Raw genomic sequence first — 14,278 nt, 5'->3', positions numbered from 1 at the left:
CCTAACAAGCCATGAATTTCCTGACGGAATCACAGGGATGGGGAATCAATGGAATTCCGGTCACCCTCCGTCCATTCCCCACCGCCAACAACCGCCCCGGCCCGGCGATTCGGCTTTAGCGATCAGGCACTCACGGTCACCGTATGATCTGGCTCACGGGGACGTGCCCGATCTCGCCTCCGCTCACGGCAAGTTGGCGCCAAGTAGTGTAATTCGGACACCCTACGACGAAGCGGAGGAGTTCCTTGACCCAGCAGATACCCCCGGCCCCGCCGGCGCGCCCGGAGCCCGACCCGGAGCTGACCGGAGTGCGCAATTTCCGCGATGTGGGCGGATTGCCGACATCCGGCGGACGAAGGGTCAGGTCGGGACGACTGTTCCGAAGCGGACATCTCGCACATGCCACCGAAACCGATGCGGAGTTCCTCGGTTCGCTCGGCCTGCACACCGTCTTCGACTTCCGCAACGCGGCCGACCACGCCCTGGAGGGGCCCGACGTCGCGCTGCCCGGCGTGCGCAACGTCAACATCCCGCTGTCGGATCCGGCCGACGGCCGGGAGTTCTGGAAGATGGTCCGCGACGGCGACCTGGAGCAGCTCCGCTCGCTGCTCGGCGACGGCAAGGGCGCCGCCCGGATGTCGAACTCGTACCGCGGGATCATCAGGCACCGCACCGCGGAGCACAGCCGGGTGGTGCACGCCCTCGCCGAGGACAGCGTCCCGGCCCTGCTGCACTGCGCGGCCGGCAAGGACCGGGCGGGCCTGTCCATCGCCGTCACCCTGCTCGCGCTCGGCGTCTCGCGCGAGGCGATCGTGGCGGACTACCTGGAGTCGAACGCCCCGCACAACCGCTACCGGGTGCGCCGCAGCAGCGATTCCGCCGAGGCCCGCTCCCCCGAGGTGATGGAGCTGCTCGCACCGCTCTTCGACGCCCGCACCGAGTACCTGGTCGCGGCCTTCGAGACCATGGAGGAGACCTGGGGCGGAGTGGACGCCTACCTGTCGCGGGGGCTCGGGCTCGCCCCCGAGACGCTCGACCGACTCCGCGAGCGGCTGCTCGACTGAGCCCGGGCCGGAGGGGCGCCCGAAGCGCCCCTCCGGCCCGTCGTGCCCCGCGGGAGGCGGTCAGCGGTTGCCGACGGCCTGCTTCACCAGCGTTCTGCCGAAGTCCCACATCAGCCCCGAGCCGCCGTGCGCCTCGTCCATGACCTCGCGGAAGGCTCCGACGAACCGGTCGACGTCCCGCTCGTCCACGATCAGCGGCGGAATGAGCTTGATGACCTCCAGGTGGTCTCCGGACACCTGGGTGAGGATGCGGTGCTTCTGCAGCAGCGGCACCACGACCATCTGGGCGAAGAGTCCCTTGCGGGCGGCCTGGAGCATCGTCCAGCGGCTGCGCAGCCCCAGCGAGGACGGCCGGCCGAACTCGATGCCGATCATCAGCCCGCGCCCCCGCACCTCGTGCAGCAGCTCGTACTCGTCCACCAGGGCCGCGAGCCGACCGCGCAGCAGGTCGCCCATCGCCCGGGCGTTGGCCACGACCTCCTCGTCCTCCATGACGGACAGCACCGCCAGCCCGGCCGCCATCGCCTGCGCGTTGGAGCCGAAGCTCGCGGAGTGCACGAGCACCCGGTCCATGGACGAGTAGACCTTCTTGAAGATCCAGTCCTTGCCCAGGGTCGCGCCGACCGGCACGTAGCCGCCCGACAGGGCCTTGGCCACGCACACCAGGTCCGGTTCCACGCCCGGCTCGTGCTGGTACGCGTAGAAGTCGCCGGTACGTCCGAGGCCGGTCTGCACCTCGTCCGCGATCAGCAGCGCCTTGTGGCGGCGCAGCAGCTCCTGCGCGGCGGGCAGGAATCCGGGCGGGGCGGCGAGGACGCCCTTGCCCTGGATCGGTTCGACGACGAAGGCTGCCACGTCCCCGCGCCGCAGCTCCCGCTCCAGGGCGGTGAGGTCGCCGAGCGCGATCCTCGTGTCGGGGAGCAGGGGCGCGAAGCCGTCCCGGAAACCGCCTTCCCCGTTGACCGACAGGGAGCCCGTGGTGAGCCCGTGGAAGGCGTGGTCGCAGTAGAGGATCCTGGGCCGCCCGGTGGCGTACCGGGCGAACTTCAGGGCGGTCTCGACCGCCTCGGTGCCGCTGTTGCCGAAGAAGACCCGGTCCAGGTGCGGGCTGTACGGGAGCAGCTTCTCGGCCAGCAGTCCGGGCAGCGGCTGGCAGTCGAAGCGGGTGAGGTCGGCGAGCTGGGCGTCGAGGACGTCGTGCAGGGCGCGGCGGACCACCGGGTGGTGCCGGCCCAGGCCCATCACTCCGAAACCGGCGAGCATGTCGAGGTAGTCGTTGCCCTCGGCGTCCCAGAAGTGGGCGCCCTCGGCCCGTTCGTAGACCTTGTCGAAACCGATGGTGTGGAGCATCCGGGGCAGCTGGTGGTTGAGGTACCTGGCGTGCAGCTCGTAGCGTTCCGCGCCCCGCTTGTCGAGCAGGGCGCGGAGGTCGAAGCCGGTCACTGCTTGTCCCGGTTCCCGGAGACGGTCTCCCGGGCCGCGCGCAGGGATTCCTTGAGGGAGCCCATGGTGGCGAGGACGGCGGTGGGCTCGTAGCCGCAGTGCGCCATGCAGTTCGCGCAGCGCGGGTCCTTGCCGCGGCCGTACTTGCTCCAGTCGGTGTCCTCGATCAGTTCCCGGTACGTGGGCACGTAGCCGTCGCTCATCAGATAGCAGGGGCGCTGCCAGCCGAAGAGGGAGTAATTCGGAATGGCCCAGGCCGTGCAGGGGAAATCGGCCTTTCCTTCCAGGAAGTCGAGGAAGAGGGGCGAGTGGTTGAGCCGCCAGCGCCGCCGGTTGCCGCCCGCGAAGGCCTTCTTGAAGAGTTCCCGGGTCTGTTCGACGCCGAGGAAGTGTTCCTGGTCGGGGGCCTTTTCGTAGGCGTAGGCAGGCGAGATCATCATCTCGTCCACCTGGAGGTCGTCATTGAGGTAGTTGAGTACCTCGATGATGGTCTGTGGGGTGTCCGTGTTGAAGAAGGTGGAGTTGGTGGTCACCCGGAAACCGCGCCGCTTCGCCTCCTTGATGGCCGCGACCGCCTCGTCGAAGACGCCTTCCTTGGCGACCGACTCGTCGTGGCGTTCGCGCAGGCCGTCGATGTGCACGGCGAAGGCGAAATAGGGGGAAGGGGTGAATTTCTCGATCTTCTTGCGCAGGAGCATCGCGTTGGTGCAGAGGAAGACATACTTCCGCTTGGCCACCAACTGGCGCACGATCTCGTGGATCTGCGGGTGCATCAAGGGCTCGCCGCCCGCGATGGACACCATGGGCGCACCGGACTCCAGCACGGCGCCGACCGCCTGGGCGACCGGCATGCGCTGCTTGAGCACCCCGGCCGGATGCTGGATCTTCCCGCACCCCTCACAGGCCAGGTTGCAGGCGTAGAGCGGTTCCAGCTCGACGATCAGCGGGAACTTCTCACGCTTGCGGAGCTTCTGTTCGAGCAGATAGGTCCCGACCCTGATGGTCTGGCGCAGCGGCATGGCCATCTGGCTCACCTCCTGGGGAGCAGCAAAGAACGGTGCCAGTCATAGAACGCGGGCAGTACGGCACGCAGGACACGGAAGGCCGATATTCCTCCGCGGACCGTGCCGATACGGACGAGCTCATGCTCCGGAGCGTCCACGATCACCCGGACGGCCGCAACCGGACGTCCTCCACCCGATGCGGGGCAAAAACCGCGGGTGGCGGTCCAGAGCGTGGCCGCGGACTCCATGTCGACCGCGATGGCCCCGGTGGCGCGCAGCTGGGCGCGCTCCTCCTGGCCGCGGACGACGTGGTCGGATCCGGTCAGTGCGCCGAGGTGCACGGTGCGGCCGGGGGCGGCCCGGGCCAGTGCCTCGGCGAGCAGGGCGGTGCCGGTGCAGGGGACGGTGCCGTGCGGGTCCCGGGTCTCCTCGGCGACGACCAGGTCGCCGGGGTGCATGCCGGGGACCAGCCCGGCGCAGAATCCGGTGGCGAGGACCGCGGCCCGGTCCATCCCCGGCCGCTCCAGGGCCCGGCCGACGGCCCGCTCGGCCGCGCGCGGGCCCATCCCGGTGCGCAGGAGCCCGTACGCCTCCGGTGCGCCGCGGGCCGCGCTGCGCAGGGCCGCCTGCTCGATGCGCAGGGCGCAGGCGACCAGCAGCGGGTCCGGGTTCCCGGCTCTGTCGCCTCTGGAGGCCGACATCAGGACTCCCCGGCGGAGGCGAACGGTTCCCCGTACAGGTAGCGGCCGAGCGCGGTGAGCGGGAACACCTGACGGTACAGGTGGTAATTGATGGAGAAGTCCCAGGGGAAGCCGGTCCCGGTGAACCAGGGCTCGTCCCAGGATCCGTCCCGGCCTTGCGTCCGAACGAGGTAGTCGATGCCCCGTTCGACCGCCTTGCCGTCCCGCTCGCCGGCCGAGAGCAGGGCCATCAGCGCCCACGCGGTCTGCGAGGCGGTGGATGCGCCCTTCCCGGCCCACGAGCGGTCCTGGTAGGAGCGCTGGTCCTCGCCCCACCCGCCGTCCTCGTTCTGTACGGTTTCCAGCCAGTGCACGGCCCGCCGGATCGCGGGATGCGAGGGGGCGATGCCGGCTGCGGTCAGGGCCGGCACCACCGACCCCGTGCCGTAGACGTAGTTGGTGCCCCAGCGGCCGAACCAGGCGCCGTCCGGCTCCTGTTCGGAGAGCAGCCAGGCGATGCCGCGGCGGGTGCGGGCGTCTCCGGTCCGGCCTTCGAAGGCGAGCATCTCGACCACGTGGGCGGTGACGTCGGCCGAGGGCGGGTCGATGACCTCGCCGAAGTCGCAGAAGGGCAGCCGGTTCGGGAAGGGGCTGGTGTTGTCGGCGTCGAAGGCGGCCCACGCGCCGTTCTTCGACTGCATGCCGAGGTTCCAGGAGACGCCCCGGGCGATGGCGGCCTCGACCCGGGCCGGGTCGGGGTGCTTGATGCGGCGCAGGGCGAGGACGACCTCGGCGGTGTCGTCGATGTCGGGGTAGGTGTCGTTGTGGAACTCGAACGCCCAGCCGCCGGGGGCGAGCCCGGGCCGCCGGACCGCCCAGTCCCCCCGGCGGACGATCTCCTCGCCGAGCATCCAGTCGGCGGCCTTGACCAGCGCCGGGTGGTCGGGGCGCAGGCCCGCGTCGGCGAGCGCGATCGCGGCGAGGCAGGTGTCCCAGACCGGGGACTGGCAGGCCTCGATCATGCGGGCGCCGTCCTCGCGCCACACCGCGAACCGGTCCAGGGATTCCAGGCCGGCCCGCATGACCGGATGCCCGAGGTCGTAGCCGAGCAGGTGAAGGGCGATCACGGAGTACACGGCGGGTGGCTGGATCCCGCCCCAGCAGCCGTCGTTCTCCTGGCGTTCGACGATCCAGCGGGCGGCGGTGGCCATCGCGGCCTTGCGGAGCCTGCGCGGGGCGAACCGGCGGTAGACGTGCAGGGCCTTGTCCATCCGCTGGAAGGCGCCGTCCCAACTGGCCATCGGCGCGAGCGGTTTGGCGGGGTACGGGGCCCGGGCGTCGGTGTGCAGCTCGTCCAGGGCGAAGGGCGCCGGGCGGACGGGGCGCAGCGCGGACACCACGGTGAGCGGGACGATGGTCTGCCGGGCCCAGCAGCCGAAGTCGTAGATGTTCAGGGGCACCCAGGAGGGCAGGAAGACCAGCTCGGGCGGGAGTTCGGGCAGGTGGTCCCAGCTCCACCAGCCGAAGAGGGCCAGCCAGATCCGGGTGAAGACCCGGGCGGCGGCGATCCCGCCGTTGGCCCGGATCCAGACGGACGCGCGGGCCATGTGCGGGGCGTCCGGGGCGTCCCCGGCGAGTCGCAGGGCCACGTACGCCTCGATGGTGGCGGACAGTTCGGGCGGCCCGCCGTGGAAGGTGGCCCAGGTTCCGTCTTCGCGCTGCTCCCCGCGGATGAACAGGGCGGCGGCCCGCGTGGTGGCCTCGTCGCGGATCCCGAGGAACTGCCGCAGCAGCAGGTCCTCGGCGTCCATGGTGACGTTGGTCTCCAGGTCGCCCTTCCACCACCCCGCGGCGTCCTGCCGCTCCAACAGGTACCGGGTCGCGCGCGCGGCGGCCTCCTGAACGCCGTCCAGCGGGTCGCCGTCGGGTGGTTCGGGCAGGTCCGCGGCAGCCCGCCGCGCGCCGGGGTCGCACCCGGCCGGCGATCCGGCCTCCCGGCCGGGGTCGGGCGCCGTCGCGGCGCGCCGCGCGCCGCGCTCGGCCCGCGGGCCGGTGGGCGTGCGGGCTGGGCGCCCCGGCTCGGCTGTCCGGCCGGGCGGCGGGGCGCTCCCCTGGGCGGTTTCGCTGCCAGCGCCAGCGCCCTCGGCGCTGCCGTCGGTCGTCGCTGTCATGGCTTCCCCTTCGTGCAGTCTGTCCTCTGCTGTGCTGGGGTCTGCCGTCGGTCGGCGCCGCGCCCTTCAGTCCGAAGACTCCGAGGAGTCCGAAGAGGCGGCGCCGGCCGGCGACTCGCGATTCATATCCGCTTGTGCGCGGCGTTCACCTCTTGCGTACGACGACGAAGTCGGCGAGCGCGACGAGCTGCTCGCGGACCCGCTGCGGCATCTCGACGTCGTCCAGGGCCTTGATCGCGACGGCGTGCTGCCGACGCGCCTCGTCGGCGGTCCACTGGCGGCCGCCCGCCGCCTCGATGAGCGCCGCACGGGCCGCGAACTCCTCCTCGGAGAAGTTCTCGAAGTCGTTGCTCTTGGCGTCGGCGGCGAGCAGCTGGGCCAGCTCGACCGAGGCCGGGCCGCCGGCCGCGAGGGCGGCGACGACGGGCAGGGACTTCTTGCGCTGGCGCAGGTCGCTCCAGGTCTGCTTGCCGGTGGACTCCGGGTCGCCCCAGATGCCGAGCAGGTCGTCGATGGCCTGGAAGGCGAGGCCCAGGTGGTAGCCGTACTCCTCCAGCTTGTCGGCCGTACGGTCGTCCGCACCGCCGAGCACCGCGCCGATGGAGACCGCGCAGGCGAGCAGGGCGCCGGTCTTGTTGCCCTCCATCTCCAGGCACTCCTCGACGCTGACGCGCTCGCGGTGCTCGTAGGAGATGTCCTGGGCCTGGCCGTCGATGAGCTTGCGGGTGGCGGTGGTCAGGCGGCGCGTGGCGCGGCCCGCCTCGACGGTGCCGAGTTCCAGGAGCAGCTCGTTGGCCAGGGCGAACAGCGCGTCGCCGACCAGGATGGCCTGCGCCGGGCCGTGGACCTTCCACACCGTGTCGCGGTGGCGGCGCTGCTCGTCGCCGTCCATCAGGTCGTCGTGGAGCAGCGAGAAGTTGTGGACGAGCTCGACGGCTACCGCGCCGGGGACGCCGACCTCCGCGGCGACGCCGGCGGCCTCGGCGGAGAGCAGCGCGAGGGCGGGGCGGACGGCCTTGCCGCTGTCGGCGTCCGTCGGGTTGCCCTGGGCGTCGATCCAGCCGAAGTGGTAGGCGGCGACGGTGTCCATGGGCGGCGCGAGGCGGGCCACCGCCGCGCGGAGCACGGGCGTCGACAGCGTGCGGCCGCGCTCCAGGAGGGCGAGCGTGTCCGCCTTCTCCACTCCCCCGCCGGCTGTGCCCACACTGGCATCCGTGTTCTCGACAGCCGGATTCCCCGGGTTCACTGGCTCTCCTCTGGTTCCTGTACGTGCTGTGCCGGTCGTGCTGGTGGTGATCGTCGTCATGCCGCCTCCTGCAGAGGGTGTTCGCGGGGGCGGCCGAGCGAGGCGAGTGCGGCGTGCGCCGCGCTCAGTCCGCTGCGGACGGCGCTCTCCATGGTCGCGGGCCAACCGGTGGCAGTCCACGCACCGGCCAGGTAGAGCCCCGGCGTGTCGGTCCGCGCGCCGGGGCGCAGCCGGCCGACGCCGGGGGTGGGGGCGAAGGTTGCCGTCCGCTCCCGGGTGACGAAGAAGTCCCGTACCTTGGCGCCGCGCGCGGCCGGCAGCAGCCGCTCCAGCTCGGGCAGGTACTTGGCGCGCAGGACGGAGACGGGTTCGTCGATGTCGTCCTGGGCGACGGACTGCGAGAGCGCGAGGTACTGGCCGCCGTCGGGGAGTCCGGAGGAGTCGGTGCGGTCGAAGACCCACTGCACCGGGGAGCCGAGCGCCGCGAAGAAGGGCTGCTTGAGTACCTTGCGGTCGTAGACGACGTGGACGTTGAGGATCGGCGCGGTGCCGATGTCGAGGAGCTTGTCCGGATCGGCCAGTGCCCCGGCGGGGAGCAGTCCGTGCGCCTCGCGCTGCGGGACGGCGAGGACGACGGTGCCGGCGTCGAGGGACTCGTCCTCGGTGTCGACCCGCCAGTTCCCTTCGGGCGTACGGGAGATGGCGGTGACCCGGGTGCGCAGCCCGGTCCGTACGCCGGCCGCGTCGAGGGCCTTGCGGGCGAGGGTGTCGTGCAGGTCGCCGAGCGGTACGCGGGCCCAGCCGATGTCGGCGGCGCCGTTCTCGGAGAGCAGGCCGGTCTTGAAGACCATGGCGGCCAGGCCCAGGGAGGACTGCTCGGCGGTGGCGTTGAGCGTGGCGATGCCGACGAGGTCCCACAGGGCCTCGATGGTGCGCGGGGACTGGCCGTAGCGGCCGAGCCAGGTGGCGAAGTCCAGGCCGTCGAGGGCCGGGTCGGCGGGGTCGAGGCGGCGCAGCGCGAGGGCGGCGCGGCCGACGCTCACGCGCTCGGCGAGGGACAGGTGCGGGTAGCGGGCGAGGGAGCCTGCCAGGTGCAGGGGCACGGGCAGGGCGCTGCGGCGCAGCCGGCCGAGGCGGGGGCCCGCGGGGTGCGCGACGTCGAGGACGGGTACGTCGAGCCGGTCCTGGAGGGGGGCGAGGGCGGCGCCCCCGACGCGGTCGAGGAACCAGCGGTAGGCGGTGCAGCAGCGCAGGTAGACGTGCTGGCCGTTGTCGACGGTGAGGTCGCCCCGCTTGAAGGAGAAGGCGAGCCCGCCGAGCCGCGGGCGCCCTTCGAGCAGGGTGACGCGCAGTCCGGCGTCGGCGAGTTCGAGCGCCGCGGTGACCCCGGCGAGTCCGCCGCCCACCACGACGGCGCGGTTTTCGCTGCCGCTCATGAACCCTCCCCCGTGGTGCCGTGGCTCTGCGGGCCGGTCGGTCGCCGGTGCGCGGGCGCGGCCCCCGCCTGCCCGGCGCGGCCGGAGCCCGCCGGAAGAGACGCGCCCGCCGGCGCGCTGGTTGCCCGGGCGCGGCCCGGGGCGGTCCGGCCCGCCGGGCCCGGGTGCGGCGCGGCGGACGCGCACGCCCGGAGCACGCCCGCGGCGCCGCAGGTGCCTGCGATGTCGCCCGCGCGGCGCGGGGTGGCGGCCGCGGAGGCGCCGGTCGGGGCCGGGGACAGGATGGTCGGGGGCATCAGATCCGCCTCCGGGTGGTCTGGCGGGAGATGGTTCGGGCGTCGAGGCCGGAGAGCCCGCGTACGGCGACGTACGCCTTCTCGTGCGGCGGCAGCGAGACGCGGCCCCGCAGCACGGCCTCGGGCTCCCGCTCGATGCGGTCGAGGAGGCGGCGGTAGATGCCGGCCATGGCGGCCACGCAGGCTCCGCTGCGCCGGTCGAGCATCGGCAGCAGCCGGTAGCCCTCGACGAACAGGGCCCGGGCGCGCCGGACTTCGTGGTGGACCAGCCCGGCGAAGTCGGAGCCTTCGGGGGCCCGGTCGCTGTGGAAGCCTTCCGAGCAGCCGAACTTGGCGAGGTCCTCGGCGGGCAGGTAGGTGCGCCCGTTGCCCGCGTCCTCGCGAACGTCCCGGAGGATGTTGGTGAGTTGCAGGGCGAGGCCGAGGGTGTCGGCGTACTCCCCGGCGCGGTCGGCGTCCCGCGCGCCCGCAGTGGTGCCGAACACGCCGAGCGAGAGCCGCCCGATGGCCCCTGCCACGCAGCGGCAGTAGACCTTGAGGTCGTCCCAGGTCTCGTAGGTCTCGCCGCGCACGTCCATCAGGACGCCGTCGATGAGCTCGTCGAGGCCCCCGAGCGGGATGGGGAACCGGCGCGCGGCGTGCGCGAGGGCGACGGCGACCGGGTCGGTGTCGTCCTCGTCGATCTCCTCGGCCCGGATCCGCCCGAGCAGCGCACGGGTCTCCTCCAGCCGGGCCAGCTTGGCGTCGGGTGCCAGCGTGCCGTCGCCGATGTCGTCGACGCGCCGGGAGAAGGCGTACAGCGCGGACATCGCCTGCCGCTTCTCGGTGGGCAGCAGCCGGATCCCGTAGGCGAAGTTGCGTGCCTGCGATCCGGTGACGGCCTCGCAGTAGCCGTACGCCGCCAGGACCGGTGCGGACACGTGTGTGGGGCCCTCCACCGGGCTCACCCCTTTCTCGGCGCTGTGCGCAGGACGGCGGCCACCTCGCGGAGCAGGCCGCTCCTGGTGGGCTTGGGCGGGCCGGGAAGTACGTCGAAGCCGGCGGCGGTGACGGCTCGCAGGGCTGCGCGCCCCCCTCCCACGAAGCCCGCGAGGAGCAACCGGAGTCTGCCGTGCACGCTACCCACGAGCGGGGTGCCTTCATTCAGGAGCTCGCGTGCGCGTTCGGCTTCGAAGGCGACCAGGGCGCGTACGGACGCGCCGGCGCTCGGCGCCTTGAGGTCGGCCTCGGCCACATGGAAGCGCCGCATGTCCTCGGCGGGCAGGTAGATCCGGTCGCGGCCGAGGTCCTCGGCGACGTCCTGGAGGTGTTCGGCGATCTGCAGGGCGGTGCAGACGGCGTCGGAGCGGCGGATCCGCTCGGGGGTGCTGGTGCCGGTGAGCGACAGCACGAGCCGGCCCACGGGGTTGGCGGAGAGCTCGCAGTAGGCGAGGAGGTCCGCGTACGTCCCGTAGCGCGCGACCCGCTGGTCCTGGCGGTTGGCCTCGATCAGTCCGAGGAACGGCTCGGGGGTCAGCCCGTGGTCGCGGACGACGGGCTGCAGGGCGAGGAGCAGGGGGTGGCGCGGCGGGCCGTCGGTGCCGCCGAACACGCGCAGCAGGTCGGCCTCGAAGGCGTCGAGCATGGCGAGCCGGTCGTCGACGGCGGCCGGGTCGAGGCCGAGGAGGACGGCGTCGCGGCCGCCGGGGGCGAGGTCGCCGTCGCCGATGTCGTCGACGAGGCGGGCGTAGCCGTAGACCGCCGTCAGGCCGTCCCGCCAGGCGCGGGGCAGGAAGGCGGGGGCGACGGGGAAGTTCTCCGCCGCGGCCTTGTCGAGGGTGGCGCGCGCGTGGGCCGTGTCGGACTGGGGACGGATGCCGTGCCCCGGGGTCACCGCCCGCCGCCCGGGGCGGGGACGGCCGTAATGCCTGGGGGCCGGAGAATTCCCGTAGCCATTGCCGTCACATCTCCCGTTCTACACTGCTGACCCAATACATCCTATTTCGGACACGCCGCCGGGCTTTTGCCGGGGTGCTCCCAGGGCCGTTCACCTGCGGGGAATCGTCCCCTCTTGCCGCGATTCAGGACCGCTTCAGCTTACGCTGTACAACGCCGCGGAGGCCTCTCGGGTATTCGCTCCGCCACCTCATGTCGCCGGGCATGTCGCCGGGCATGTCGCCGGCGGAAGCGGCGGGGACACGCCGAGGCCCCCGCCGCGCGGAGCGGCGGGGGCCTCGGGCGGTCCGCCCGGGCACGGCCCGGGGACGGCGCGGCGGCTGTCAGCCGTTGGTCGCCTTCTCGTATGCCGAGACGACTTCCTCCGTGGGCCCGTCCATCAGGAGCTCGCCCTTCTCCAGCCACAGCACCCGGTCGCAGGTGTCGCGGATGGACTTGTTGTTGTGGCTCACCAGGAAGACCGTGCCGGCCTTCTCCCGCAGTTCGCGGATGCGGTTCTCCGAGCGCACCTGGAAGCTGCGGTCGCCGGTGGCCAGGGCCTCGTCGATCATCAGGACGTCGTGGTCCTTGGCCGCCGCGATGGAGAAGCGCAGGCGCGCCGCCATGCCGGAGGAGTAGGTCCGCATCGGCAGGGAGATGAAGTCGCCCTTCTCGTTGATGCCGGAGAAGTCGACGATGTCCTGGTAGCGCTCCTTGATCTGCTCGCGGCTCATGCCCATCGCGAGACCGCCCAGGACGATGTTGCGCTCACCGGTGAGGTCGTTCATGAGCGCCGCGTTCACACCGAGCAGCGAGGGCTGGCCGTCGGTGTAGACCTTGCCCTCCTCGCAGGGCAGCAGGCCGGCGATGGCGCGCAGCAGGGTGGACTTGCCGGAGCCGTTGGAGCCGATGAGGCCGATGGCCTCGCCGCGGTACGCCGTGAAGGAGACCCCGCGCACGGCGTGGACCCGGCGGACGCCGGGGGCGTCGCCCTTGCCCCGGCGGATTATCTTGCTCAGCGCCGCGGTGGCGCTGCCCTTGCCGGAGCTGCCGGTGTTGACGCGGTAGACGATGTGCACGTCGTCGGCGATGACGGTGGGGACGCGCCCCTGGGTGTTCTCAGCCACGGCCGTAACGCTCCTCAGCCTTCCAGAAGTACACGAAACCGCCGAAGCCGAACAGGACGGCCCAGCCGACGGCGAAGGCCCACACGTGCGGCGGAAGGTTGCTCGCACCGTAGTTGTCGATCAGCGCGAACCGGATCAGGTCCATGTAGATCGACGCGGGGTTCCACTGGAGCACGTCGGCGATCCACGCGGGCTTGTCCTTGAGCATCTCGCTGATCGAGAACATGACGCCCGAGGCGTACATCCACGTACGCGTGACGAAGGGCATCAGCTGCGCGAGGTCGGGGGTCTTGGAGCCCATCCGCGCGAAGATCAGCGCGAGGCCGGTGTTGAAGAGGAACTGCAGCACCAGGCAGGGGAGCACCAGCAGCCACGACAGCCGCGGGTAGTTCCCGAAGGACACCACGACGATGACGACGACGATCATCGAGTAGAGCAGCTGCTGGAGCTGCTGCATCGAGAAGGAGATCGGCAGCGACGCCCGCGGGAAGTGCAGGGCGCGGACCAGTCCGAGGTTGGCCGGAATGGCCCGGACGCCCGCCATCAGCGAGCTCTGGGTGAAGGTGAAGACGAAGATGCCGACCACCAGGAAGGGGATGTAGACCCCCTTCTCCATGCCCCGGCCCGCGTTCAGGATCAGGCCGAAGATCAGGTAGTACACGAGGGCGTTCAGCAGCGGCGTCGCCACCTGCCAGACCTGGCCGAGCTTGGCCTGGCTGTACTGCGCGACCAGCTTGGCCCGGGAGAAGGCCATGATGAAGTGGCGCCGGCCCCAGAGCTGCCGCACGTACTCGCCCAGACCGGGCCGCGCGCCGCTCACGGAGAGGCCGTACTTCCTGGCGAGCTCCGGGGCGCTCAGCCCGGCGTCTGCGGACGGCGGCCTGCTCGTGGCAAGTGCGCCATCGTGGGTTGTGTCACTCACAAGTTGAAACTTTCGTCTTCAAGATGCGGCAGGAAGGGCATCAGGCTGGTGGCGCGAGGCCCGTGATCGCGCCATGTTGCCAGACGCGGGCTCGTCAGATGACAGGTGGTCGGCCCAGTCGGGTCAACCGCCAGACCGTACGCCATCTCATCGGGCGGCGGGGACCGCAGGGAGTGGTCCATCCCTCCCTGAATCCGCCGAACCAGGCCTTGAGCGCCGGTACGGAAGGCCTGCGCAGGAGCGTCAGCAGGAGCCAGACGCCCAGGTAGACCGGCACCAGCGGAGCGGGCAGGTTGCGGCGGGCGAGCCACACCCGGTTACGGGCCACCATACGGTGGTAGACCGCGTGCCGGGAGGGGGCGGTCGTCGGGTGCAGCAGCACCATGTCCGCCCGGTAGTCAATCGACCACCCGGCGTCGAGCGCCCGCCAGGCCAGGTCGGTCTCCTCGTGGGCGTAGAAGAACTCCGCCGGCAAGGCTCCGACCTGCTCGAACACCGTCGTGCGGACGGCGTTGGCGCCGCCCAGGAAGGTGGTCACGCGGGAGGAGCGCATCGGGTCCGAGGCGCGCAGCCGCGGCACGTGCCGGCGCTGGGTCTCGCCGGTCTCCGGATCCGCGATCCGGAAGCTGATGATCCCCAGCCCCGGGTCCTCGGTGAAGGCCTGGCGGCACAGCTCGGCGGTGTCGGTGCGCTCCAGCAGCCCGTCGTCGTCCAGGAAGAGCAGGACGTCCACCTCGCGGCCGCCGGGGCCGAAGGCCTCGAGGCCGACGTTGCGGCCGCCCGGGATGCCCAGGTTCTCGGGCAGCGACACGGTGCGTACGCCCTCGGGGAGTCCGGTGACCTCGACGCCCTGGCCCACGACGACCACCTCGACGGGGTCGCCCTGCTGGCGGGCGACCGAGTCGAGGAGCGCCTTGAGGTCGTCGGGCCGGTTGCCCATGGTGATGATCACGGCGCCCAGCCGCATCGGGGCGG

13 protein-coding genes are annotated in these 14,278 nt (G+C 71.9%); 1 reads left to right on the top strand and 12 read right to left on the bottom strand.

The features are described from left to right. Positions 1-245: 245 nt before the first annotated feature. On the top strand, positions 246-1,064 hold the full coding sequence (locus ACGFYU_RS28790; RefSeq protein WP_393830221.1) for a tyrosine-protein phosphatase: 819 nt from the start codon (positions 246-248) through the stop codon (positions 1,062-1,064). 60 nt (positions 1,065-1,124) lie between these two features. On the opposite strand, the gene ACGFYU_RS28785 is transcribed toward ACGFYU_RS28790, so the two are convergent. The 12 genes from ACGFYU_RS28785 to ACGFYU_RS28730 all read right to left on the bottom strand — a co-directional run bounded on the left by ACGFYU_RS28785 (position 1,125) and on the right by ACGFYU_RS28730 (position 14,270). Next, positions 1,125-2,507 carry an aspartate aminotransferase family protein gene (locus ACGFYU_RS28785; RefSeq protein WP_393830220.1) on the bottom strand — a complete coding sequence of 461 codons (1,383 nt, stop codon included), beginning with the start codon at positions 2,505-2,507 and terminating at the stop codon, positions 1,125-1,127. Continuing rightward, a complete protein-coding gene (gene hpnH, locus ACGFYU_RS28780) occupies positions 2,504-3,532 on the bottom strand; it encodes an adenosyl-hopene transferase HpnH (protein ID WP_393830219.1) in 1,029 nt (342 codons plus the stop codon). The genes ACGFYU_RS28785 and hpnH overlap by 4 nt, the downstream gene beginning before the upstream one ends. Before the next feature lie 5 nt (positions 3,533-3,537). After that, complete coding sequence (locus ACGFYU_RS28775; RefSeq protein ID WP_393830218.1) at positions 3,538-4,212, bottom strand: 1-hydroxy-2-methyl-2-butenyl 4-diphosphate reductase; 675 nt, start codon at positions 4,210-4,212, stop codon at positions 3,538-3,540. Continuing rightward, a complete protein-coding gene (gene shc / locus ACGFYU_RS28770) occupies positions 4,212-6,362 on the bottom strand; it encodes a squalene--hopene cyclase (RefSeq protein WP_393830217.1) in 2,151 nt (716 codons plus the stop codon). Before shc ends, ACGFYU_RS28775 begins: the two co-directional genes overlap by 1 nt. A 145-nt stretch (positions 6,363-6,507) precedes the next feature. Then, a complete protein-coding gene (locus ACGFYU_RS28765; protein ID WP_393830216.1) occupies positions 6,508-7,608 on the bottom strand; it encodes a polyprenyl synthetase family protein in 1,101 nt (366 codons plus the stop codon). A gap of 56 nt (positions 7,609-7,664) precedes the next feature. Then, positions 7,665-9,044 (bottom strand): hydroxysqualene dehydroxylase HpnE, encoded by a 1,380-nt coding sequence (hpnE, locus tag ACGFYU_RS28760; RefSeq protein ID WP_393830215.1) that lies wholly within the window; start codon positions 9,042-9,044, stop codon positions 7,665-7,667. Next, positions 9,041-9,340, bottom strand: a complete 300-nt coding sequence (locus ACGFYU_RS28755; protein WP_393830214.1) for a hypothetical protein — start codon at positions 9,338-9,340, stop codon at positions 9,041-9,043. The genes hpnE and ACGFYU_RS28755 overlap by 4 nt, the downstream gene beginning before the upstream one ends. Continuing rightward, positions 9,340-10,287: a presqualene diphosphate synthase HpnD gene (gene hpnD, locus ACGFYU_RS28750; RefSeq protein WP_393830213.1), complete on the bottom strand. Its 948-nt coding sequence runs from the start codon at positions 10,285-10,287 to the stop codon at positions 9,340-9,342. Before hpnD ends, ACGFYU_RS28755 begins: the two co-directional genes overlap by 1 nt. After that, the gene (hpnC, locus tag ACGFYU_RS28745) at positions 10,284-11,213 is read right to left on the bottom strand and encodes a squalene synthase HpnC (RefSeq protein WP_393830212.1); all 930 of its coding nucleotides are present in this window, start codon (positions 11,211-11,213) and stop codon (positions 10,284-10,286) included. The genes hpnD and hpnC overlap by 4 nt, the downstream gene beginning before the upstream one ends. A 385-nt stretch (positions 11,214-11,598) precedes the next feature. Continuing rightward, the gene (locus tag ACGFYU_RS28740) at positions 11,599-12,381 is read right to left on the bottom strand and encodes an ABC transporter ATP-binding protein (protein ID WP_393830211.1); all 783 of its coding nucleotides are present in this window, start codon (positions 12,379-12,381) and stop codon (positions 11,599-11,601) included. Continuing rightward, entirely contained in the window at positions 12,374-13,303 is a 930-nt protein-coding gene (locus ACGFYU_RS28735) for an ABC transporter permease (RefSeq protein WP_393830210.1), read from the bottom strand. Before ACGFYU_RS28735 ends, ACGFYU_RS28740 begins: the two co-directional genes overlap by 8 nt. A 94-nt stretch (positions 13,304-13,397) precedes the next feature. Beyond that, positions 13,398-14,270, bottom strand: coding sequence for a glycosyltransferase family 2 protein (locus ACGFYU_RS28730; RefSeq protein WP_393830298.1), 873 nt, complete (start codon positions 14,268-14,270; stop codon positions 13,398-13,400). Positions 14,271-14,278 lie beyond the last annotated feature (8 nt).

This window comes from Streptomyces sp. NPDC048337 (assembly GCF_043201175.1).
Classification (GTDB): domain Bacteria; phylum Actinomycetota; class Actinomycetes; order Streptomycetales; family Streptomycetaceae; genus Streptomyces.
Note: the sequence above shows the minus strand (reverse complement) of the source record. Positions and strands in the feature narration are given on the sequence as shown.

Coding starts and splice junctions, on each gene's coding strand:
- hpnH (WP_393830219.1), bottom strand. CDS start 3,532: ATGGCCATGCCGCTGCGCCAGACCATCAGGGTCGGGACCTATCTGCTC.
- ACGFYU_RS28775 (WP_393830218.1), bottom strand. CDS start 4,212: ATGTCGGCCTCCAGAGGCGACAGAGCCGGGAACCCGGACCCGCTGCTG.
- shc (WP_393830217.1), bottom strand. CDS start 6,362: ATGACAGCGACGACCGACGGCAGCGCCGAGGGCGCTGGCGCTGGCAGC.
- hpnE (WP_393830215.1), bottom strand. CDS start 9,044: ATGAGCGGCAGCGAAAACCGCGCCGTCGTGGTGGGCGGCGGACTCGCC.
- ACGFYU_RS28755 (WP_393830214.1), bottom strand. CDS start 9,340: ATGCCCCCGACCATCCTGTCCCCGGCCCCGACCGGCGCCTCCGCGGCC.
- ACGFYU_RS28730 (WP_393830298.1), bottom strand. CDS start 14,270: ATGCGGCTGGGCGCCGTGATCATCACCATGGGCAACCGGCCCGACGAC.